Below are 22,526 nucleotides of genomic sequence, written 5' to 3' on the forward strand. Positions count from 1 at the left end.
AAACGCAGATTAACACAGATTTTCGCAAATTCTTATTTTGATTGAACGCAGGAAAATCCTTGTCTATTGCCAATTAAAACAATCTGCGTCAATCTGCGTTAATCTGTGTTTCAAACAAGCATACGCTAAAAAAGCAAGATTTCGGGAATGACAATGGCTTTGTGCTGCTCTTCATCGAACACCACCGTCTGTGTCCGTTCGGCACTCACGGTATGATGAAAATCGCGCACTACGCCGATATAGCCGAACAACTCGGACAAGCCTTGGCTCAATCCCCCGTTTTCTTCTATCACCGCTCCCAGCGAAACTTGCTTCTTCTTCCGCAATGCCTGCTGGACGCGTTGCTTCAGGATGCGCCGGTCTACCCGGTTCTGCACGAACAAGTTCCCAGCCGAACGGGCTTCGCTTATATCCGAGTTTGCCATCTCCAAAGCCTGGCTATAAGTCACTTCCATAGATTGTTCCAACGTAAGTTTGCGTTCCATCGGCATAGCAATCTCCGGCAAGGTCTCGACTTCCAACGTTATATCCGGCGTGATGCCCTTCTGCGCCAGCTGGAGCAAGGAAGCCTGAATGTCCCCTATCACTTGCTGTGCCAGTACCGCAGGCATGGCTCCGTTCTCGCAGATAATCCGGCTCAGCTTCTCCGCCATCTTGTCGTTCGCCTGATATACTTTCTTTCCCGCGGCATACAGATATTGTTTCATGTTTTTCAGGAACGTATCGTTCACCTCCAAGCGCTTCTCGTCCAGCGTATCATACAGATGCTCCACCAATTCATCCCATGTATGCTGCAGGGAAGGAGTCAGCAAGAAGTCCCAAAAGGCATAAAAGCTCTTGCCTTGCGAGCTTTGTTGCAGATTTCCCAAGGCATCAAACGTAAAGCCTAAGATATCGCCCTTGGAATATTCGCCTTCCGCATGTTTGCGGTAAATGTCTTTGGTAATGCGCTTGAAGTTCTCCTCCACTTCCTTAAAATCGGAAAGCAGTTCCTTTGCCGACTGGCTTATCTGCTTGAAGCGTGGCACTATCTGGTATTCTTCGAAAATCTCGGCATCGCCTCCCTCCTGAATCGCTTGGATTTGGCATTCTATCTCACGTTTCTTCTCTTCCAGCATCCGGATGCGTTCTTCCTTGTCCTCGTTGGTAAACTCTACCAGTTCTTTCAATTGCCCGAACAAGTTCATAAACTTCGATTCCGTACCAACAAACTCTTCGCGTTTCAGGCTCAAAAGCCAATCTATGGTCTTGCTTGCATAAAGCGAAAGTTCGTAAAAAACCTCACCCGTTTCCTCCTGATAATTGCGCAAGAAACCCTTATCGGTCCACCGCTGGATATACTTGCTTGCCTTTTCCTCGAACGTATCGAAAGCCGTAATCCCGCTTTCCTCATCCTGCTCCAAATGCACGGCATTCAGATAATCGGCAAGCTGCATCCGCAAAGACTCGAAAGGTACGGCGGTCTGCCGGTGATAGAACGTCTTAAAAAGGAACAAGATAATCAGCTGACGATTGCGCAAGCGAAGCAATTCCACGCAAGGCGAAGTATGCAAGATTTCAGATAAAACTTCAGTTTGTGACGCCATTCTCATTTTCAATTAACGTGCAAAAATACAAACTTCTTGCGGAAATAAAAAATGAATTATCCAAAGGCATTTATTTTTCTACACGTCCGACATCCGTCCGGAAGCCTGTTTCATTTATCGCCGCATATAGCCGCGTTGCTTGTACGATTAGTAATCGTCACGCCGCACGATTAATAATTGTCATGCTGTACGATTAGTAATCGTACCGGCTGCGCGGCTATAAAACAATTTGCCCGGACCTGTATCCAATTACAAGTCCGGGCAAACAAAATTCTCTTTGCTCTTAATTCTTCCTATAGAATCAGAACTGATATCCTGTCCAATCGAAGTCTGCGGCAGAAGCTCCGGTATTGCCATCGGCTACGGTAACCTCACCTGTTCCGTGTATTTCATCGCCTGTAAGCGTCGAAGTCAATTCATTGGTTACAGAAATAACTGTAGTTGCTTGTGCATCGCCTTTGCTATCTGTCAGGTCTACCAAGTCGTCTACCGTACCTGTACCGATAACCAATGCATTGGTAATGGTAGCTTTCGCACCACGGCGAATCTTGATAGCGTCTACCATTTCGGCTGCTTCAGACAAGTTTTCGATAGTCATGTTCTCGATGGTGAAGTCGGATTGCGGAGCGTGGTCAGCACCGTTTCCGTCCAGATTTCCGTCAGCTTCTACACCACGCGGGTCTTCTTCGGTGCTGGTGAATCCGGCTTCCCAACGTCCGTAGCAGTCCTTCAGCGTACCGCAATAGCCTTGAGTGAAGTCGAACATATCGTCATCGCAGTTTACGGCAAGCAGTCCGGTTACGTTTACCGAGCCTCCGAAGAATTCGATGGCATCATCGGCACCTTCTGCAATATAAATGTTTTCAATCACCGTTCCGTTTCCTACTGCATTCAGTGTAAGTCCGTTGTGTTCGACATCGGCATTCGAACGTGCTCCGGTATAAAGCAGCTTGACATAACGCAATACGCCCGAATTGTCGGCATTGTCATCGCCTCCGTAGGGTTGGTTGTTATCAATCTCGGTAGCACCTTCGGTTACAGTTCCCTCTACGCCTGAGATGCGGGCATAACCGTTGATAATCAATCCGCCCCAGTAACCCGGTCCGGCATTGGCTTCATCTTCTGCCGTAAAGGTAATGGGAGCCTCAGCAGTTCCTTCTGCCATAATCTTACCGCCACGTTCTACCAGCAAGTAATTGCCAAAACCTTCTTTTGCCTTGATGGTCAACCCGGCAGGGATGGTCAGCGTAGCACCTTCTTTCACTACTACAGCACCTTCGAGTGTATATCCAGTATTCGCATCGAGAGTCATATCCGAAGCGATATCGCCTGAAAGGGTTGCCGTAGCAGGTTCCGGAGCTTCGGTTTCGCCCGGGAACTGATAGCCTGTCCATGACAGTGCACTGGTATTGGCACCCGTATTTCCTGCCTCCATCACGATGCCTTCGTAAGTGCCTTCTGCGTTCAAGTCGCCATCGGTAGTAGCCGAAGCCAACTGATTGCTTACACTCATTTCAGTACCTTCACCTGCTCCGCCTTTTCCATCGGTCACGTCAATCAGGTTTTCTACAGGACCTGTACCCATTACCAAAGCGTTGGTGATGTGTGCTGTAGCACCGCGGCGTACCTTGATAGCATCGTTCATCGAATAATCAGAGAAATTAGCGATAGTCATGTTCTCTATACGGAAGTCTGATTGCGGGGTATGGTCAGGACCATTCCCGTCCAAGTTTCCATCCGCTTCAATGCCGCGCGGGTCTTCTTCGGTGCTGGTGAAACCTTCTTCCCAAATGCCGTAGCAGTTAGACAAGGTACCAGAATAACCCTGAGTAAAGTCGAACATATCGTCATCACAGTTTACAGCAAGCAAATTGCTTACATTTGCTGTACCTCCGAAGAACTCGATAGCATCGTCGGCACCTTCTACAATATATACATTGTTAATGGTAGTACCATTACCTACACCGTTTAAGGTCAAACCGTTGTGCTCGATGTCTGCACTTGAGCGCGCTCCGGTGTACCACAATTCGATGTATTGCAATGTTCCGCTATTGTCGGCAGCATCGCTTCCTCCGTAAGCCATGTTGTTGTCCACCTCGGTAGCACCGGTAGCGGTACTTCCTGCAGGACCTGAAATAGGAGCCTTACCATTGATAATCAAACCGCCCCAATAGCCCGGCTCAGCCTTGCTTTCATCGTCTACCGTAAACACGATGGGAGCCTGTGCCGTACCTTGGGCATTGATGCGTCCGCCCTGTGCCACAATGATGTATTTGTCGAAGCCCTGTTGCGCCTTGATGGTAGTTCCGGCAGGAATTTCAAGAACAGCGCCATCGGGTACAGTCAGCGTACCAGTCAAAAGATATTCCGTATTGGCATCCAAGGTCATCGTTCCTTCCACATTACCCGAAAGCTCAACGGTTTCTGTAGGTTCTTCACCTCCGCCTTGGTCTCCGCCTTGAGGATCGTCATCGTCACTACAAGAAGTCAGTGATACACTGCTTGCCAATGCGGCAAACAACATCGCATTTAAGAAAAACTTTTTCATTGTTCGATAATTTGGTTAAAATTATAGTTTGGTTTATTGTTCTGATTATATTTTTCCAAGCAGACTTAGAACGTGCATGCCACCCCAAGGCTGAAATCGATTCCTCTGCGGTACTTGCTTAACACCACCTCTTCATTCGTTGCATTTCCTTTACGTGTCAGCTGGTGAACGGAGTTCAACAAGTTTTGCGCTTTCAGGCTGATGGTAAAGTGCTCGCCAATCTTAGCCGAAGATACAAAGTCAAGCGTCGGAATCCCGTTTTCTACAATGTCCTGGTATCCTTGTGTGCCGATGGTGTACAGACGGTCGCTGAAATAATTGAACACCAATGCATTGGTAAACGAGTTGCTTCCTTTACGCACCAAGTAAGTCAGGTCGGCATTGACAAGCCAGGGAGCCGCGCCTTCCAACTGGGAACCGGTCGGGTCGGTAGCCAAAGGCACTTTCGCACACGTATATGTATAAGCGCCGTTCACACCGAGACTCAGCTTATGCAGACCTCCGTCTTGCATCGGATGAGAAAACAAGTCTTTCCGTATCTCGATTTCCGCACCGGCTACAGTAGCATGGTCGGCTATGTTTTCATACGAAAGGAATCCGCCGGCACTGGCAATCTCGATACGTGAAATCGGATTTTTGATGTATTTATAGAATCCGGTCACCGAAATCAGTTCGCCGGACGAAAGATACCAGTCCCATTTCAAATCCACGTTATAGTTATCCGACGGTTGCAAATCAGGATTACCCTGGCTATTGAATGTAACGTTTACATAACGGAACGGAGATATTTCCTTTGCCTGAGGCAAGGTATAAGTCTTGCTGGCTGCAAACCGGAGCGAATGCTTGTCATTGAAATTATAACGCAAGTTGATGCTGGGCAGCACATAGTCTTTGTTGATGGACTGGCTTCCCTGCGTTCCGCCACGGTTCACATTATAATCTACATCCATATTCACTTTATCATACTTCACACCCACGTTGGCAATGAACCCTTCGGTAAACTGGTAGGTAGCCTCTGCGTATGCCGAATGGATTTTCTTATCCACGGTGTACTCGTCTACGTTCTTGTCGAGGACAAAGTAGTTATTATCCAGATTCTCTTGTGTATAATAATTATCAAACCGTACATTATTGATATCAAACTCTTCCTGACGCACTACCGACATATCATACTCGGTAGCTGTAAAATTATCGTCCACAATGCGTCCGGCATAGCCCAACTGGATGTTGGATTCCTGTGAAAAGTCATCGGGAAGTTTATAAGTAAAACCTGCACGGATATTCAAGTCGTCTTCGTTCAGCTCCGAAAAATACCGCTGCTGGATACCGGTACCTCTCATCGGCACATAACCCTCATCGCGTTTCACCAGGTTGTTGATGCGCCGGTCAGGTTCCAGTCCTTTGATAATGTTATAAGCGGCACCTACATTAAAGTCGAGCTTATCCGCCAACGCCCATTTGGTATCCAGCTGATTGACGAAAAGCAAGTTGTCATTGGTCTGCTGGCGGCGCATGAAACCTTCGTAGGTGTCCGAAGACTGGTAATCGGCATCCATACCCAAGTAGTCGCCCACCGATTCGCGCGAAGCGTGCAACATGATGAAATTGTATGTCAATTCATGCTTGTTATTATGCAGATAGTTCAGATTTGCCATCACGACTTGCGAAGTCTCCACATTCGACTTCTTCCCGAGCATATCCTGCGAAAGCTCACCCGTGGTAATCGAATTGCGCACTTCTTCTTCATAATAAGAATAATCGCGGTTATGACTGGCAATCAGGTAGAACGAAAGCGGATTGTCGTGGATATCAAATTTCTTTCCGCCCGAAATGCTATAACTTTGGTTTACCAGCCCGTTCTTCTTCGAAGGATCCAAGCGGTTCTGGAAGTTGTATACAGAAAGATCATCGCCCGGCTGCTTGCTATTGGCGAAACCAAAGGCATTCGCTCCGTCCATTTTCAAGAAATCGGACGAAAGCGATTGCGTATTGAAGCCGCCCGAAACGCTGGCGTTCACTTCACCATAGCCCGTCAGCTCTTTCGAAGAAATGTTGATGTTGGCTCCCGCCACATCGGCGTATGTATTGCCATAAAAAGCTTTGTTGACATCTACCGACTGGATAATGTCAGTAGAAAAGAAATCGAGCGCAATGTTCTTGTATTCCGGATCTTCCGAAGGAATCGGATAACGGTTCAATGTGGTCAGATTATACCGGTCGCCCAATCCACGTACAAATACGTTCTTTACACCGTCTTGCTTCGAGATTCCTGATATCTTTGTAACGGCTCCTTCGGCATCCCCTACCCCCTTACGGGATAATTCCTGAGCACCCACCGACTGAATTGCCACCACCGATTTCTTTTGCTCCAATAAAGTAACGTTCTCCGACTCGCGGTTCGCCTTAGCCACAACCACCACATCCGACAACATTTGTGTATCGGGCTCCAACTCGAAATCGAGTGTGGTCACTTTGTTATCCTCTACCTTTACTTGGCGTTTGACCGTCGTTTTATAACCAACATATTTGATTTCAATATCATAGATACCGTCTTCCACCCCTTTCAGCTGGAAGTTTCCGTCTATATCCGTTACAGCTCCGATATTGCTTCCCATAATCCGGATAGTAGCACCAATAAGAGGCTCCTTGGATTGGTGGTCCTTGATGCTCCCTTTTACGTTTACATTCACCTCAACTGCAAATACACTGGCGGCAAACATCGGTAAGAATGCAGCCGTCATCATCCATCGTTTAACTCTTTTCATTACCTTCTTTTTACTAAACTTTTACCGAGTGCAAAGAAAGAGCTTCCCTTTTACAGGTATACGACAATCGGATAACTTTCCGTTTACAAGTCCGTTGCAATAAGATTACAATATTGAAGAAGTTGTATGCCCCTGCATACCGAATAAGGCAGAATGCCGGAAACGGACATGTAAGCGTTTTACTTCTTTACTCTTTTCCTGTCTTCAATAATGGCATCCTTGTTCTCCAACGCCCAACTTATCAGCGCATTGATGTGCGGAAGCAACGAATGGGTACGCGGTGTCAGGGCATACTCCACCCTCGGAGGCACTTCCGGATAGACGGTACGGGTAATATAGCCGTCCTCCTCTAACGTCCGCAAGGTTACGGTCAGCATCTTCTGCGATATGTCCGGGATTTCGCGCTGCAACTCCTTGAAGCGCATGACTTCCTTACCCGCCTTGTTAGCGTATATATAACCAGAAGCGACCATTTGTCACAGAGCCTTGCCAAGATGTTCCGTATCGGGCAATCCGGAAACATCATATCTTCTATCATTGTCCTATCCATATTATATTGCTTTTCAATTCACTCTACAAAAGTAATCAAATTCCTTTTATGTAGCAAGCTTTTATCGGATGGGCGGCAATCAGCCCTTATCCTCCACATTATTTATTATAAAAGACAAGCCAATTTCATTGAACCGATAACTGAAAATCTTCATGCACTTAGCTACATTCTATATTCCACCAGCCGGAATATACATTCCACGGGCTGGAATGTACGTTCCATGGGCTGGAATATACATTCCACGCCGTGGAATGTAGAATGGAACTAACTGCATACAAGAAACAAGCTCGTTGAAAACACATAGTGAGCACACGCAATCTGCCAAATATAGAAGCTGATGAAACTACGGACATTCACTCATTTTTTTCAAAAAATATGGGTCTGTAACTAACTTGTATACAGCAATGGTTACTTCCTCGTAAGTATCTGACGCACAAGTGCTTACTTGCAAAAGTGGATTTCCCTTGATAACTTTGCAATACCAAAGGAAACAAAGACACTTTTGGTAAGTAATCAAATTAACCTATTAAACAAGCAAGAGTATGAAAAATGTAACATTGAAATTATTTATTCTGTTCAACCTTTTAACAATTACAGCTATGGCACAGACAAAAGGACGTTTCGAGGTACACGACCTCGGCAATTTCACACTGCACGTGTATTATACCAACGATGCGTTGGGCGATGCAAGCTACATCATCGAGGGCAAGGATGCGCTCGTGACCATGGAACAACCGCTGTTCAAGGACAACGTAGCGGAATTTGACGCTTATCTTTCCAAACTGGGCAAAACGGTAGAGACACGCATCACGGACTATCATGTGGGCGGAACCGGAAATCATGAGGTGGTGATGGCGGAAGGTATGCCCGAATTTACGAAGGGGGAAATCTATGGCGGCATGATGAAAGGATTCGCGCAGGTTTTCGGCGATGCCCTGACCAACATGCCTACAGGCAAGGCTTCGGAAGTGGCATTCGGCACTACGCAGACTTGGGCAGGAGTTCCGTTCGAGTTCCGCCACGGAGCGACATCCGATTTTCCGGGCGCAAGCATCCTGATAGGAGGCAAGGTTTATTATACGCACTGGACTCCGGCAAAGGCACACGTAAGCCATTTGCAGGTTTCTTCTCCGGCTGCCATTGATGCGGAAATAGCAGAAGCGAAAAAGTCACTGGCATCGGGAGCGGAACTGTTCATCGGCGGACACGGAGGTGCGGCAAAGCGCGATGCGGTAGAGTTCAAAATCGACTATCTGAAAAAGATGAAAGAAGTGCTCGGCAATAACCAGACGGCACAAGCTTTTATGGACGACATGAAGAAAGCTTTCCCCGGACTGCCGGGAGAAGCCGGACTGGAAGAATTGAGTAAGGCACTCTACAAATAATTATCGAATAAAACCAATCAGGAGTTAAAAGGGAGTTATAAGGAGTTATCGTCCGCCTGGCGGACTGGGAGTTAGACGCCAATACTTTTTGCATCGTTTTCAGAAGCAAGACTATTGACCTTTAACTCCTATAACTCCTGTGAAACATAACTACGTTTATACTATGCATGGTATAAATTTGTGCATTTCCTTGAACATCTCGTACCGTTTCTGTAGAGACGATGTGCACATCGTCTCTACTACGTGGCATATACAAAATACATATTTTAATGCCGTTTAAAGTATAATCCTGATTCGCATAAATAGTAAATACCCTCACTTTCCTGTCACGATACGTTTAATGTCATTCAGTTTGTTCAACGCTTCTATCGGTGTCAAGTTGTTCACATCCAGATGCAGGATTTCATCCCGTATCTGGCACAACACGGGGTCATCAAGCTGGAAGAAGCTGAGCTGGACGCCGTCTTTAGGAGCAGAAGCCTGTACCTTCGGACGCGACACCATACCCTCCTGCCGGTTCTCTTGCTCCAGACGATGCAGGATTTCATCGGCACGCTTCACGATGCTTTGAGGCATGCCCGCCATTTTTGCCACATGAATACCAAACGAATGCTCGCTCCCTCCGCGCTCCAGCTTGCGAAGGAAAATCACCTTATTGTTGACCTCCTTAACCGTTACATTATAATTCTTGATACGCGGGAAGAGTGCTTCCATATCGTTCAACTCGTGATAGTGCGTGGCAAAAAGCGTACGGGCATGAGCCTTCTTGTTCTCGTGGATATGCTCCACGATAGCCCATGCAATGGAGATGCCGTCATACGTGGAAGTGCCGCGCCCCAGCTCATCGAAGAGCACCAGGCTTCGGGGAGAGAGGTTGTTCAGGATATTGGCGGCTTCATTCATCTCGACCATGAACGTTGATTCGCCCACCGATATGTTGTCACTTGCTCCGACACGGGTGAATATTTTGTCCACCAGCCCGATATGCGCACTTTCGGCTGGCACGAAGCAGCCTATCTGAGCCAAGAGCGTGATAAGCGCCGTCTGGCGGAGCAAGGCAGACTTACCCGCCATATTGGGACCGGTGATAATGATAATCTGTTGTGATTCCGTATCGAGATAGACATCGTTGGCAATGTATTTCTCGCCCACGGGCAATTGCTTCTCGATGACCGGATGGCGCCCTTGCTTGATGTCGAGCACATCATCGTCGGCTACCACCGGACGGATATACTTGTTCTCGCGCGCCACATCGGCAAAGGAGAGCAGGCAATCCAGACGTGCGATTTGCGTGGCATTGATCTGGATAGCCGGAATAAACTCGGCAAGGTCTGCCACCAAGTCATTATAAAGCTTGGTTTCCAGTACCAGGATTTTATCTTCCGCCCCCAATATCTTCTCTTCGTATTCTTTCAGTTCCTGCGTGATATACCGCTCGGCGTTCACCAGCGTCTGCTTGCGTATCCACTCGGCAGGCACTTTCTCCTTGTGTGCGTTCCGCACTTCGATGTAATAGCCAAACACATTGTTATAGGCAATCTTCAGGCTGGGGATGCCGGTCTGCTCGATTTCGCGTTGCTGGATTTGAAGCAGGTAATCCTTTCCCGAATAGGAAATGCGGCGCAGCTCATCCAGCTCGGCATTCACTCCGTCGGCTATCACTCCGCCCTTGTTCACCAGCAGAGGCGGGTCGTTCACTATCTCCTTCGCTATTTTATCCCGAATCGAGACGCAGAGGTTCAATTGTTCCCCGATGCGCCGGAGGCTTTCGTTATCTGCGTTCAGACAAGCATTCTTGATAGGCTCAATGGCTTGGAGCGCCACCTTCAGTTGCACCACTTCACGGGGCGAGATACGTCCCACCGCGGCTTTTGATACGATGCGTTCCAAGTCGCCTATACGGTGCAGCTTCTCTTCGATAAAGTCCTTGAAGTCGGGCTCGCGGAAGAAATACTCCACTACATCCAGCCGGGCGTTAATCGGTTTTACTTCCTTCAGGGGAAACACCATCCAGCGTTTCAGCAGGCGGGCACCCATGGGGCTGATGGTATGGTCTATCACGTCCAGCAGGCTGGTGCCTCCCTCGTTCATGCTGCTTATCAGCTCCAGGCTGTGCACCGTAAACTTGTCCAGCCGCACGTAGCGTTCCTCCTCGATGCGTGCCAGCGAAGTGATATGCCCTATCTGATAATGCTGGGTCATGTCGAGGTATTGCAGGATGGCTCCAGCCGCGATGATGCCGTTCTTCAGATGCTCTACGCCGAAGCCTTTCAGGTTCTTGGTCTCGAAATGCTTCAAGAGCTTCTCGCGTGCCGAAGCTTCGGTAAACACCCAGTCATCCAGCTCGAAGGTGAAAAACTTGCTTCCGAAATTGCCTTCGAACATGGGTTTCTTGCCCCGCTCGAACAACACTTCCTTGGGAGCGAAATTATTCAGAAGCTTGTCGATGTAGTCAAAAGGCCCCTCGGCGGTCAGGAACTCGCCGGTAGAGATGTCCAGAAAAGCGATGCCGCACGCGGTTTTCCCGAAATGGATGGCGGCAAGGAAATTGTTCTCCTTATACGACAACACATTGTCGCTGATGGCAACGCCCGGCGTCACCAGTTCGGTAATGCCCCGCTTCACCAGCTTCTTCGTGGTTTTCGGGTCTTCCAGCTGGTCGCAGATAGCCACACGCCTTCCGGCACGTATCAGCTTGGGCAGATACGTATCGAGGGCATGGTGCGGAAATCCTGCCATTTCCACCGTCTTCGCCTGCCCGTTGGCACGCCTGGTCAAGGTTATTCCCAGTATTTGCGAAGCGGTCACGGCATCTTCGGAATAGGTTTCGTAAAAGTCGCCGCACCGGAAAAGCATCAGCGCGTCGGGATGCTTCGCCTTCAGGTCGAAATACTGTTTCATCATGGGGGTCAATACCACGTCGTTATCTTTAGCCACTGTGTTGTCCTTTCTTTTATTAATGTGTTGTCCGTACCTGCAAAGGTACGAAAATTTCCCAAATATCTGCCTTCCGTGACGCAAGTATCTGCAACGCCCGGCGCAAGCACCTGCATGAACGGATGCATGTATATGCGCAGGCGGAAGAAGGCAGGCACCTTTTCCGGGACATGCAACTCCGGAAAAAGGAAAACCCCGCAAAAACGACGTTTTTACGGGGTTTTACCTTAAATGACTGTGATTTGCGTTGGACTACCTGGATTCGAACCAAGACAAACAGAACCAAAACCTGTTGTGCTGCCATTACACCATAGTCCAAACTTCGTGTGCCTCTCTCAAGAAGCGGTGCAAAGATAAGTGTTTTTTGCAATATCTTCCAAATTATTTTGCACTTTTTTTTGTTCCTGCCCAATATTCTGTATCTTTGTCACATAAAAAAAGAGAAGTTTATGAAAAAATTAGCATTAGGACTCCTGTTAGGAGCAAGTTGCGCGTCCCTTTCGGCGGTAACTCCGCTTTGGATGCGTGATGCCGTCATTTCTCCGGACGGAAACGAAATCGCCTTTTGCTATAAAGGCGACATCTATAAAGTGAAGGCTTCGGGAGGCGAAGCCGTGCGGCTGACCACCCAGCCCTCGTATGAATCAACCCCCGTATGGTCTCCCGACGGGAAGCAAATCGCTTTCGCCAGCGACCGGTTCGGCAATATGGACGTGTTTATCATGCCTTCCCAGGGCGGGGAAGCCCGGAGGCTGACCTTCAACTCGGCTTCGGAAATCCCTTCCGCCTTTACTCCGGACGGGAAACAAGTGGTGTTCTCGGCATCGATTCAAGACCCTGCGGGCAGTGCCCTCTTCCCTAAAAGCGCCATGACAGAGCTGTATCAGGTGCCCGCCGAAGGAGGCCGCACCGCCCAAATCATCGGCACGCCGGCGGAGATGGTCTGCTATGAGCCTTCGGGCAAGTTTTTCCTCTATCAAGACCAGAAAGGTGTAGAAAGCGAATGGCGCAAGCACCATACCTCGTCCATTACCCGTGACGTATGGATGTATGACGTAGCGGCGGGGAAACACACCAACCTGACCAACCGTGCCGGAGAAGACCGTAATCCGGTATTAAGCCCCGACGGGACGCAAGTGTATTTCCTGAGCGAGCGCGACGGAGGCTCGTTCAACGTCTACCGTTTCCCGCTCGACCGGCCCCAGGACGTGCAAGCGGTCACCTCGTTCAAAGGCAATCCGGTGCGTTTCCTCTCGGTAAGCCGGAACGGCACGCTCTGCTATACTTATGACGGAGAACTGTACACCCAATCCCTGCAAGCGGGACAAGCGAAGAAGGTACCCGTCTCGCTGACCTCAGACGAAGAAAATATTCCTGTAAGCTATACGTTTACGCGGGGCGCTTCGGAAGCTACGGTATCGCCCGACGGCAAACAGGTGGCGTTCGTGGTGCGGGGTGAAGTGTTCGTGACATCCGTCGAATACGGCACCACCAAGCAAATCACCCATACGCCCGAAGCCGAAGAAGGCGTTTCGTTCGGTGCGGACAACCGCACCTTGGTCTATGCCAGCGAGCGCGATGGAATAAGCGGACTTTACACCGCAAAAATCTCACGCGAGGAAGAAAAGAATTTCCCCAATGCCACGCTGATAGAAGAAGAAGCCCTGCTTCCCTCGAAAACCGTAGAGCGGAGCTATCCGAAGTTCTCGCCCGACGGGAAAGAAATCGCCTTCATCGAAGGGCGTACCCGCCTCATGGTGCTGAACCTGAAGAGCAAGAAGGTGCGTCAGGTGACCGACGGGTCTACGTGGTACTCGCTTTCGGGAGGCTTTGACTATCAGTGGTCGCCCGACGGGAAATGGTTTGCACTGGAATTCATCGCCCACAAGCACGAGCCTTATTCGGACATCGGACTGGTTTGCGCCGACGGGAAAAGCCCGATTATCAACCTGACCAACAGCGGTTATACGAGCGGCATGCCCCGCTGGACCATGGACGGAAACGCCCTGCTCTTCACTACCGAACGGTATGGTATGCGCAATCATGCCTCGTGGGGCTCGCTGGACGATGTGATGATGGTCTTCCTGAACCAGGACGCATACGACAAGTTCCGCCTGAGCAAAGAGGATTACGAATTGCAAAAGGAACTGGAGAAAGAGCAGGAAAAAGCGGGTGAAACCGCTTCGAAAGACAAGAAAAAGGATAAAAAAGCGGATGCAAAAACAGATAGCGTGAAATTAATCACGGTTGAACCGGACGGCATAGAAGACCGCATCGTACGCCTCACGCCCAACTCATCGCGCTTGTCCTCAGCCGCTATCTCGAAAGACGGAGAAACCCTGTACTATTTATCTGCGTTCGAAGGCGGATTCGACATGTGGAAAATGGACTTGCGCAAGCATGAGACCAAGCTTCTGCACAAAATGGACGCGCGCTGGGCAAACATGGAAACCGACCGCGATGGGAATTTCTTCGTACTGGGAGGCGGAACCATGCAGAAGATGGACGGGAAATCGGAAAAGCTGGAACCGATTACCTACCGTGCCGAAGTGAAGATGAATCCCTACGAAGAACGCGAATACATCTTCGACAACATCTACCGCGAGGAAAAGGCACGCTTCTACAACGTGAACATGCACGGCGTGGACTGGGATGCCTTGACGGAGACCTACCGCAAGTTCCTGCCTCATATCAATAACAATTATGATTTCGCCGAAATGCTGAGCGAATGGCTGGGCGAACTGAACGTATCTCATACCGGCGGACGCTTCTATCCCGAACTGGATACCGAAAGCACTGCCCAGCTGGGGCTATTGTATGACTGGGACTATACGGGCAACGGATTGCGCATCGCCGAAATCATCGAGAAAGGACCTTTCGACCGCAAGAGCACCCGTGCCAAATCCGGTGTGATTATCGAGAAAATCAACGGCCAGGCTCTCGAAGCCGATAAAGACTATACTCCTTTATTAAATGGGCAGGCAGGCAAGAAAACCTTGGTATCGCTTTACGACCCTGAAACAAAGGAACGCTGGGAAGAAGTGGTGAAGCCCATAAGCAGCAGGACGATGAGCGGCTTGCTCTATACGCGCTGGGTAAAACAACGTGCGGAGGACGTAAAACGCTGGTCGAACGGACGTTTGGGCTATGTGCACATCGAATCGATGGATGATTCCAGTTTCCGTTCGGTTTACTCGGACATCTTGGGCAAGTACAACCAATGCGAAGGCATCGTGATAGACACCCGCTTCAATGGAGGCGGACGCTTGCACGAGGACATCGAAGTATTGTTCAGCGGAAAGAAATACTTTACCCAAGTCATTCGCGGACGCGAGACCTGCGATATGCCCAGCCGACGTTGGAACAAACCTTCCATCATGGTGCAATGTGAAGCAAACTACTCGAACGCACACGGCACCCCGTGGGTATACAAGCATCGCGGACTGGGCAAGCTGGTAGGTGCGCCCGTTCCCGGAACCATGACCAGCGTAAACTGGGTAACCACGCAAGACCCGACCCTCGTATTCGGCATTCCGGTGGTAGGCTATCGCCTCCCCGACGGAAGCTATCTGGAAAACACCCAGCTTGACCCCGACATCTATGTGCTGAACGCTCCCGAAACGATTGTGAAAGGAGAAGACACACAATTGAAAGCAGCCGTAGATGAATTGCTGAAGGAAATCGGAGAATAAAAAGCATGAATAAAAATAATTGATGAATATCCGCAAACAGCCCCTGTAGGGGCGTATTGCATACGCCCGAATACGCCAACTTATCCATGTGGATGCTTTTAGGGGCGTATGCGATACGCCCCTACAGTTTATTGGGCGGAAATGCGGATATTCAATAAAATGAACCCCAGCATGCATCTTTCCCGCTCAACCAATCCTTCAATGAAGTTCGTACAAGAAAATCGGGCAATAAACTCGTGTCCTGATTCCGTTCATCGGGCCGTACAAAATACGAATGGCTGATGTAAGCTTGGGTTTGGGTATAAGGAAGCTCTACGCAAAGCACATCGCCGAAACAGGTCGGCTTTTGGGAGGTAGGAGTCCCGATAATCGGGAAAAGCGCATTGTCTTTGATGAGCGTCAACAGATAATTGGCACTGCTGAAGGTATTCTGCCCTTGAATAAACGCCACTTCTCCATGAAAACGATTGGAAGGCTTCGGCATATCACCGGTAAAATCATTCATTACTTGATGTTGTTCCGCCAACTCCCCTTTCATTGATTCATACTTGTCACGGATAAAAAGCGTAGGATAACACGTTTGCAAGAAATCAGACACACGGATGTAGGAATGAAACGGACAAATATCCCGAAGGGAGACACCCAGAAATTCAAGCAACACATCGCCCAATACACTATTTCCTCCTCCATTATAACGCATGTCTATCACCAGCCGATTCACGTTATGCACCGCCATTGCACGTGCCATTTCATCCAGGAAATCCGCAAACAACGGAAGACTATCCTCCACGGCTTTATCTGGAGAGACCTGCATCAAACGGCATCCTTGCCAATAAGTAAACCGGTCTATCATCGCATTGAACTGAAAATAACACGTATCGCCGATTATCTGATAATGAAAAGGCTCGTTTCTCCTTGCCGTAACCGGATGCGGAACCTGCTTCACCTGATACAAGCCTGATGCACCTTCATTTAAGGACGAAGGCAAACACACTTCACTTCCATCCGCAAACATAAAGCGGACACCCCTGTCCGTATCTATCCCCAAAGCGTTCAGAAACGCTTTATTGTTCATAAAAAAGCTTCCCGTAATACAAGCCTTTATCTGATTCTCCGAAGGAACATAAACCTTTAATTTTTGTATCAATGAAGCAATCGGACACGCATTAATAGCTATAAGTTCCTTTCCCGTGCAATTCGGAACCGAATCCGGAAGACTTCGAAAATAAAAACTCCCCTCATAATAACGTAACGTGAAAGGATAAAGCGATGTATCGTCAAGCATCACAAATGTATGCGCATCTTGAAGCAAAGCCAGCCAACGGTTCAGTTCTACCTGAAACGCCGGACGTTCCATCCGCTCGTCCAACTTATCGCATAAAGATTCGGCATACTTCTCGAAACGTGCAAAAGCCGCTTCATCCACCAGCGGAAGCGGATGAAACGCCTTGATGAAAGCCAACAGATTCATCACTTCATGCTGATACGGATTGCCGGCTTTCTCCTTATATAATATAGGTATAGGAAAAACGTTATCCATTTTCAATCAAATAAAATGCCATACCCACGATGCCTGCCACGACTCCTATCACACATCCGCACCAGAAATAGAATGCTAATTTCTTCTTATCCATATTGCTTTTCCGACTCATCTGTTTGATCAGGCCCGCCATACTTCCGCCAAACACGCCCAAACCAATACCGATAACAAGTCCGGCTGAAGAGTCTAACACCATTTTCAATATAAAACCAAGAACTACCCCGACACCTGTTCCGATGCCGATATAGCGGTCTGTAATGCTTTCTTTCATTTTATTGCTTTCCTTCCTGTTTTATGTTTCTTTCTTCTTAATCACAATCGCAAAGATAACGATTTACTTCAAACCAGCTACAATTACTATCTATTTTCCTTGTTACTCTTTCAAACAATAACACTTTATCTCCTGCTGGCGAGTATCCAATACGACTTGCGAGAAGCGTTTGAAAAACGAAAGCCCCATTGTTCTTCGAGATGCCAATGTTGCCAACGTCACGTTTTTAAACTGCATTTTATTTACTTTCCCTTGCGCCACTTCATAAACCGTTATCACACTTCCTGCATCCGTAAAGCCATAACAAGTATCTTTTTTCAAAAAGCAAGCGTCAGACATTTGTTCTATATCTTGCTTTGACAAAAAGAAATCACTCCGGTCATACCCCGTATCTATCAAGACATGAGAGCATTTGACGCCATTCAGTTCCATTTCCTCCACATAATACAAGCCTCGTTCCTTCTTATAGCGCAAGACCATATCCGGAGTTCCGGAAACAAACGGATGAACATTAGAGATTGTACCTTCTTCAAAATCAAGCAACCAATTACAACGGTCTATCATGTCTGTACCTATAACCCCATGGATATGTTGCCATTGAAAACGCCGCGGCAATAAGACGACTGTCCACAAATTCCCTTCGATATTCCCCAAACACGTATAAAACGAAAAATATTTCTTCACCGAAAAACCATTGCCGGCTATATCTTTCGCGTACGCCTGCATAAAAGGATGAAAAGATTCCGGCACGGTATCAGCATAAAGCAAGGTAATATTCGCTCCCGTATCAAAAAGAAAATTCATCCCGTTCCCGGAGAATGTTACATAACCGTCCTTGTCAAACGCAGAGACAAAAGGATTTATCTTCGGCTTCATTCCGATAAGGAACAACCCGACCGTTGCTATGGATACGATTATGAAAAGAAGTTTTTTCATCTGGACGAACTTATTCTATTCATTGATAAAGGCTCTGCGTCAGTTCATGTTTTTACCAATGCAAAGGTAATGATTTCTATTTATTTTTTATTATTCTCCAAATAACGCCCTGTTTCTCAAAACTTTTCTGTATCTTTCGGTGTTGATTATATATAAACCCTTTAAAAGCAAAAAACATGAAACATTCAATGCCCCAGCTTCCTTACACCATGGAAGCACTGGCTCCTTACATGAGCCAGGAAACACTGGAATACCACTACGGAAAACACCTGCAAACCTACGTGGATAACCTGAACAAACTGATAGCCGGCACGCCCTTCGAAAACATGACACTGGAAGACATCATCCGCAAAGCCGATGGAGGCATCTTCAACAACGCCGCACAGACATGGAACCATACGTTCTTCTTCGAGACGCTTACCCCCCGGCAAACCGCCATGCCCGACAAACTGGTACAGAAACTGACGGAAGACTTCGGCTCGCCCGAGGCGTTCAAACAAGAATTTACACAGAAAGCGACAACGCTGTTCGGCTCAGGATGGGTATGGCTGACAGAGGACACACAAGGCAAACTCTCCATTCAGACAGAGCCCAATGCCGGCAATCCGCTGACCAAAGGCATGAAGCCGATTCTCGTCCTCGATGTATGGGAACATGCTTATTACATTGATTACCGCAACCGGCGGGCAGCCTTCATCGAAGCATTCTGGAACTTAACAGACTGGGAAAAAGTTGCCTTACGCATCACCTAAGTGAAATTGGTTAATAAAATAAAAATTCACCACCGAGGCACAGAGGCACACAGAGTTTTAAATTTTTCCCTCTGTGATACCCTGTGTCCTCTGTAATTCAAAAATCCAACCGTATCAAACTCCTTACCATTATACTTGTATGGCTGCACATTGTTCGTTGCCGCGAACACCCCGCCGAAAGGATAGTAATGGTTCGTTTCCTCAACCGTCCCCGTTGAGCTGATGACCACACGGTTGTTGCCTTGATGGTCCTTCAGGTAGTAATAGTACTTGCTGTCAGCCAAGGTGACATAACCCTCTTCCGTCAACAACAGCTTCTGCGTGCCGTTTTCATAGACCACATTGCCGCAATAGTCCGTCGTGGTGGTCGTACTTCCTGTCTTATGCACCGTGCGCAGCTTTGTGCCGTCAGCAGCATACGTGTAGGTTATCGTATTCCCGTTCCCGAACGTGACCTTGCTTGGCAAATTTAAACAATTATATTGAATACCTGTAATGTTCTTGTTCAAATCTTTCGTCAAGTTGCCGTTTTTGTCATACGCATACTCATTTGCCTGCTTTACAGCATCTTTGAACTCGAAGCCGTTGTTGTAAGCCGTGGCGGTTGTGGCATCATCCATCCGTGTTACCTGATTGCCGCTTAACGTATAAGTCAAATTATCTATCAAGCCATAACCGCTTGAAGAGGTTTGACCGTAACGCTGTAAGCCCTTGATATTCCCGTTCAGGTCATAAAAAGGAGAAGATGATTACAAAAAGTTGTCATCCTCTCCTTCTTTTAAAAATCAATCCAATTCTTTATCAACATATTTATGAATCAATCTTTTTTTTCACCACATGAAATCCTATTATGACCGAAATAGTTACAATAACATAAATCAAAAATTCTTTTAATGTCAATATATATTGTAACATATAGAATCTAGCTAATTCATAAGGTACAACACCTTCTCCTCGCCATTCATCTATTTCATATTTTAAACTGACATACATATTTATAATGCTGTACCCTAATAAAAGGGATAAGACTATAGATATAATTAAAAAGATGATTCTTACAATTTTCATATTATCGAATTTTATGAATTACTCCATTACCTTTTAAATTTTGATTTAAATGTTGTTGTAATGAAAAAGGAAGAATGAATCTTTCTTTTACAGGAATCGTATAAAAATCGTTTACTCCGATTGGATAAACCTTAACAGTCTCCAAAGCATTAGAGTTCAGTTGATTCAATACATCAGAAACAAAAGTTGTGTAATTGTTATCCAACAATTTATAACTGTCTATAATATGTGCATATGGTGCATTATAATATATGCTCTTAGGATTATCGGGCAATTTATCAGATGAATAAAATTTTGCATCCAACATTTCATTCACTTCTTTGTCAGACACATCTGTTATTACGAAAGCATCCATATCTAAAGATTCTTTATCTGACATATATTCTTCTGCCTCAAGTCCTGTCATCCTTAACAAGACACCGTCACCATTACCAAGACCATTAGCAAAATTAATACCTTTTTGTCCCTTATAAGTCCCATTAAAACGACCATAACTATACACAACCATATCTTCGCCCTCACCTGTGCTTAGCCATGAATGGCCATAAGAATCTGTTTCAGTATACACCCTGACACTGTCACCATTCACATCCACATTCACTACCGGATTATTAGCTGCATACTGATAAGGAGACAGCAACGGATATTTCTCTGCAAATCGGTCAATACTTACAAACCTTCCCAAAGCCGCATCATAGTGCCGTGCACCGTAATCGTACCAGTTCAAGCCGTTCTTGTTATCGAACTCCTTACCATTATACTTATAAGGCTGCACATTGTTCGCTGCCGCGAATACCCCGCCGAAAGGATAGTAATGGTTCGTTTCCTCCACCGTCCCCGTTGAGCTGATAACCACACGGTTATTCCCTTGATGGTCTTTCAGGTAATAATGGTACTTGCTGTCAGCCAAGGTGACATAACCCTCTTCCGTCAACAACAGCTTCTGCGTGCCGTTTTCATAGACCACATTGCCGCAATAGTCCGTCGTGGTGGTCGTACTACCTGCCTTATGCACCGTGCGAAGCTTTGTGCCGTCGGCTGCATACGTATAGGTTATCGTATTCCCGTTCCCGAACGTGACCTTGCTCGGCAAATTTAAACAATTGTATTGAATAGACGTAATATTCTTATTCAAATCTTTCGTCAGGTTGCCGTTTTTATCGTATGCGTACTCGTTCGCCTGCTTTACGGCATCTTTGAACTCGAAACCGTTGTTGTAGGCTGCGGCAGTCGTAGCATCATCCACCCGTGTTACCTGATTGCCGCTCAGCGTATAAGTCAGGTTGTCTATCAAGCCGTATGCACTCGATGAAGTCTGGCCATAACGCTGCAAGCCCGTGATGTTGCCGTTCTTGTCATAACCCGTAACCTTTTCCGTAAAGCGGTTCGCATTGCTGCTGATGCTTGTACCCTCACCGTAAGTGGCGGTGGTCAGACGGTTCAGGTTATCATACGAGAACTTATACCCCCTTGTCACGCTTTCATTACCGGCCTTCCAAGTCAGGCTGCTGATATTGCCGTTATAGCAGAACGTACCGGAACCGTCCGTATAATGGATTGACTGGGTGAACTGACTGCCGCTGATGCCCGTCAGCCAGTTGCGGATGTTATAAGCATATGTCACCTTATTCGATGTGCTGCCGTGGAGGCTTTTCGTCTCCAAACGCTCCAAGCCGTCATACGTATAGCCGGCAAGCGTGACCTGAGTGCTGCCCAATTTATGGGCAACCTTGGTCAGGCGGTCTGCGTTGTCGTAAGTATAGGTGTACACCTCAGTACGCCCCGTCTTCCCGCTTGCCGTATGCGTACGGGTCACTGTTGAGGGATGGCTTGTAAACGTATAGCTCGTGCCCGTCACGTCATAACCCCCAAGCAGGTTGCTCCGCACTTCTTTCACCACCCTGCCACGGTAGTCATAGTAGTAAGCCGCATATTGCTTGTCCATGCTGCCCAGTACCGCCGTAACCGTAGCCGTCAGCAGCCCTTTCGCGTTCACCGTACCGGCAGGGAAGTTGCTGTTGTTGAAACCGCTTTGGCTGCGGAAGCTGTAGTCGTCGTAATAGTGCTGCAACAACACCGTCTTCCCCGAAGATACGTTCTTGTTCGTGCATTCGCCCTGTTCAGTCAGACGGTCAAGGTCGTCATACAGGTAATACGTCCATCTGTTCGATGCACGCTGCACCCCGTCCTGCGAAAATGTCAGGCGGTCGTCATTGTCGTACACATAAGTCACGGCATCAGCACCCGGAACTTTCTTCTCCACGCAACGACCACGGCTGTCATACTTATAACGGAAAGCGTACTTGTCCGCATCTGCCGTGCTTTGGTACATCGGCTGGAGCACGAAGGCAAGACGGTCCATCGGATCATAAACATACAATAGGCATTAGAAATGTAGACATCTGACAATCTGACATTTAACACATTGGTTTAAAAAGAATAGAGACTGACTCAACTTAATGAAACCGCCTCTATTCTAATCTAAATTGAAAAATC

General features: G+C 47.5%; 10 protein-coding genes, 1 tRNA gene and 5 pseudogenes. 3 read left to right on the forward strand and 13 right to left on the reverse strand.

Annotated features, from left to right (window positions below; genetic code table 11):
* Window positions 1-125: 125 nt before the first annotated feature.
* From BACSA_RS11200 to BACSA_RS11220, 5 genes and pseudogenes are all read right to left on the reverse strand, one after another.
* A complete protein-coding gene (locus BACSA_RS11200) occupies window positions 126-1,586 on the reverse strand; it encodes a DUF3375 domain-containing protein (protein ID WP_013618217.1) in 1,461 nt (486 codons plus the stop codon).
* Window positions 1,587-1,887: 301 nt separating this feature from the next.
* A pseudogene (locus BACSA_RS20925) lies at window positions 1,888-2,922 on the reverse strand (hypothetical protein); the annotation flags it as partial.
* A gap of 39 nt (window positions 2,923-2,961) precedes the next feature.
* Window positions 2,962-4,134, reverse strand: a pseudogene (locus BACSA_RS19375) (hypothetical protein); the annotation flags it as partial.
* Window positions 4,135-4,199: 65 nt separating this feature from the next.
* Window positions 4,200-6,875, reverse strand: coding sequence for a TonB-dependent receptor (locus BACSA_RS11215; RefSeq protein ID WP_394358867.1), 2,676 nt, complete (start codon window positions 6,873-6,875; stop codon window positions 4,200-4,202).
* A 203-nt stretch (window positions 6,876-7,078) separates the two neighbouring features.
* A pseudogene (locus BACSA_RS11220) lies at window positions 7,079-7,449 on the reverse strand (winged helix-turn-helix transcriptional regulator).
* 542 nt (window positions 7,450-7,991) lie between these two features.
* Here BACSA_RS11220 and BACSA_RS11225 point away from each other — a divergent pair.
* On the forward strand, window positions 7,992-8,834 hold the full coding sequence (locus BACSA_RS11225) for a hypothetical protein (protein ID WP_013618220.1): 843 nt from the start codon (window positions 7,992-7,994) through the stop codon (window positions 8,832-8,834).
* A gap of 315 nt (window positions 8,835-9,149) precedes the next feature.
* Here BACSA_RS11225 and mutS read toward each other — a convergent pair whose 3' ends face one another.
* Together mutS and BACSA_RS11240 are read right to left on the reverse strand one after the other, a co-directional pair.
* The gene (mutS, locus tag BACSA_RS11230; RefSeq protein ID WP_041584003.1) at window positions 9,150-11,738 is read right to left on the reverse strand and encodes a DNA mismatch repair protein MutS; all 2,589 of its coding nucleotides are present in this window, start codon (window positions 11,736-11,738) and stop codon (window positions 9,150-9,152) included.
* A 280-nt stretch (window positions 11,739-12,018) separates the two neighbouring features.
* Window positions 12,019-12,089, reverse strand: a tRNA-Gln gene (locus BACSA_RS11240).
* Window positions 12,090-12,220: 131 nt separating this feature from the next.
* On the opposite strand from BACSA_RS11240, the gene BACSA_RS11245 reads away from it, so the two are divergent.
* Window positions 12,221-15,463, forward strand: coding sequence for a S41 family peptidase (locus BACSA_RS11245; protein ID WP_013618222.1), 3,243 nt, complete (start codon window positions 12,221-12,223; stop codon window positions 15,461-15,463).
* Window positions 15,464-15,614: 151 nt separating this feature from the next.
* Here the strand turns inward: BACSA_RS11245 and BACSA_RS11250 are convergent, their stop codons facing one another.
* The 3 genes from BACSA_RS11250 to BACSA_RS11260 all read right to left on the reverse strand — a co-directional run bounded on the left by BACSA_RS11250 (window position 15,615) and on the right by BACSA_RS11260 (window position 18,210).
* Window positions 15,615-17,003: a S41 family peptidase gene (locus BACSA_RS11250; RefSeq protein ID WP_013618223.1), complete on the reverse strand. Its 1,389-nt coding sequence runs from the start codon at window positions 17,001-17,003 to the stop codon at window positions 15,615-15,617.
* Window positions 16,996-17,274 carry a hypothetical protein gene (locus BACSA_RS11255; protein WP_013618224.1) on the reverse strand — a complete coding sequence of 93 codons (279 nt, stop codon included), beginning with the start codon at window positions 17,272-17,274 and terminating at the stop codon, window positions 16,996-16,998. The genes BACSA_RS11250 and BACSA_RS11255 overlap by 8 nt, the downstream gene beginning before the upstream one ends.
* A gap of 102 nt (window positions 17,275-17,376) precedes the next feature.
* Window positions 17,377-18,210, reverse strand: a complete 834-nt coding sequence (locus BACSA_RS11260) for a hypothetical protein (protein WP_013618225.1) — start codon at window positions 18,208-18,210, stop codon at window positions 17,377-17,379.
* A gap of 176 nt (window positions 18,211-18,386) precedes the next feature.
* Here BACSA_RS11260 and BACSA_RS11265 point away from each other — a divergent pair, with 176 nt between their 5' ends.
* A complete protein-coding gene (locus tag BACSA_RS11265) occupies window positions 18,387-18,962 on the forward strand; it encodes a superoxide dismutase (RefSeq protein WP_013618226.1) in 576 nt (191 codons plus the stop codon).
* Between the two features lie 92 nt (window positions 18,963-19,054).
* Here the strand turns inward: BACSA_RS11265 and BACSA_RS11270 are convergent.
* The 3 genes and pseudogenes from BACSA_RS11270 to BACSA_RS20610 all read right to left on the reverse strand — a co-directional run.
* A pseudogene (locus tag BACSA_RS11270) lies at window positions 19,055-19,696 on the reverse strand (RHS repeat domain-containing protein); the annotation flags it as partial.
* 76 nt (window positions 19,697-19,772) lie between these two features.
* Entirely contained in the window at window positions 19,773-20,030 is a 258-nt protein-coding gene (locus BACSA_RS11275; protein WP_013618227.1) for a hypothetical protein, read from the reverse strand.
* A 1-nt stretch (window position 20,031) separates the two neighbouring features.
* Window positions 20,032-22,407: pseudogene (locus BACSA_RS20610) on the reverse strand (RHS repeat domain-containing protein); the annotation flags it as partial.
* Window positions 22,408-22,526: the final 119 nt, after the last annotated feature.

The organism is Phocaeicola salanitronis DSM 18170 (assembly GCF_000190575.1).
Classification (GTDB): domain Bacteria; phylum Bacteroidota; class Bacteroidia; order Bacteroidales; family Bacteroidaceae; genus Phocaeicola; species Phocaeicola salanitronis.

Excerpts from the sequence above, each read along its gene's own strand:
- BACSA_RS11200 (WP_013618217.1), bottom strand. The coding sequence starts at position 1,586 with ATGGCGTCACAAACTGAAGTTTTATCTGAAATCTTGCATACTTCGCCT.
- BACSA_RS11215 (WP_394358867.1), bottom strand. The coding sequence starts at position 6,875 with ATGACGGCTGCATTCTTACCGATGTTTGCCGCCAGTGTATTTGCAGTT.
- BACSA_RS11225 (WP_013618220.1), top strand. The coding sequence starts at position 7,992 with ATGAAAAATGTAACATTGAAATTATTTATTCTGTTCAACCTTTTAACA.
- mutS (WP_041584003.1), bottom strand. The coding sequence starts at position 11,738 with ATGATGAAACAGTATTTCGACCTGAAGGCGAAGCATCCCGACGCGCTG.
- BACSA_RS11245 (WP_013618222.1), top strand. The coding sequence starts at position 12,221 with ATGAAAAAATTAGCATTAGGACTCCTGTTAGGAGCAAGTTGCGCGTCC.
- BACSA_RS11250 (WP_013618223.1), bottom strand. The coding sequence starts at position 17,003 with ATGGATAACGTTTTTCCTATACCTATATTATATAAGGAGAAAGCCGGC.
- BACSA_RS11255 (WP_013618224.1), bottom strand. The coding sequence starts at position 17,274 with ATGAAAGAAAGCATTACAGACCGCTATATCGGCATCGGAACAGGTGTC.
- BACSA_RS11260 (WP_013618225.1), bottom strand. The coding sequence starts at position 18,210 with ATGAAAAAACTTCTTTTCATAATCGTATCCATAGCAACGGTCGGGTTG.
- BACSA_RS11265 (WP_013618226.1), top strand. The coding sequence starts at position 18,387 with ATGAAACATTCAATGCCCCAGCTTCCTTACACCATGGAAGCACTGGCT.
- BACSA_RS11275 (WP_013618227.1), bottom strand. The coding sequence starts at position 20,030 with ATGAAAATTGTAAGAATCATCTTTTTAATTATATCTATAGTCTTATCC.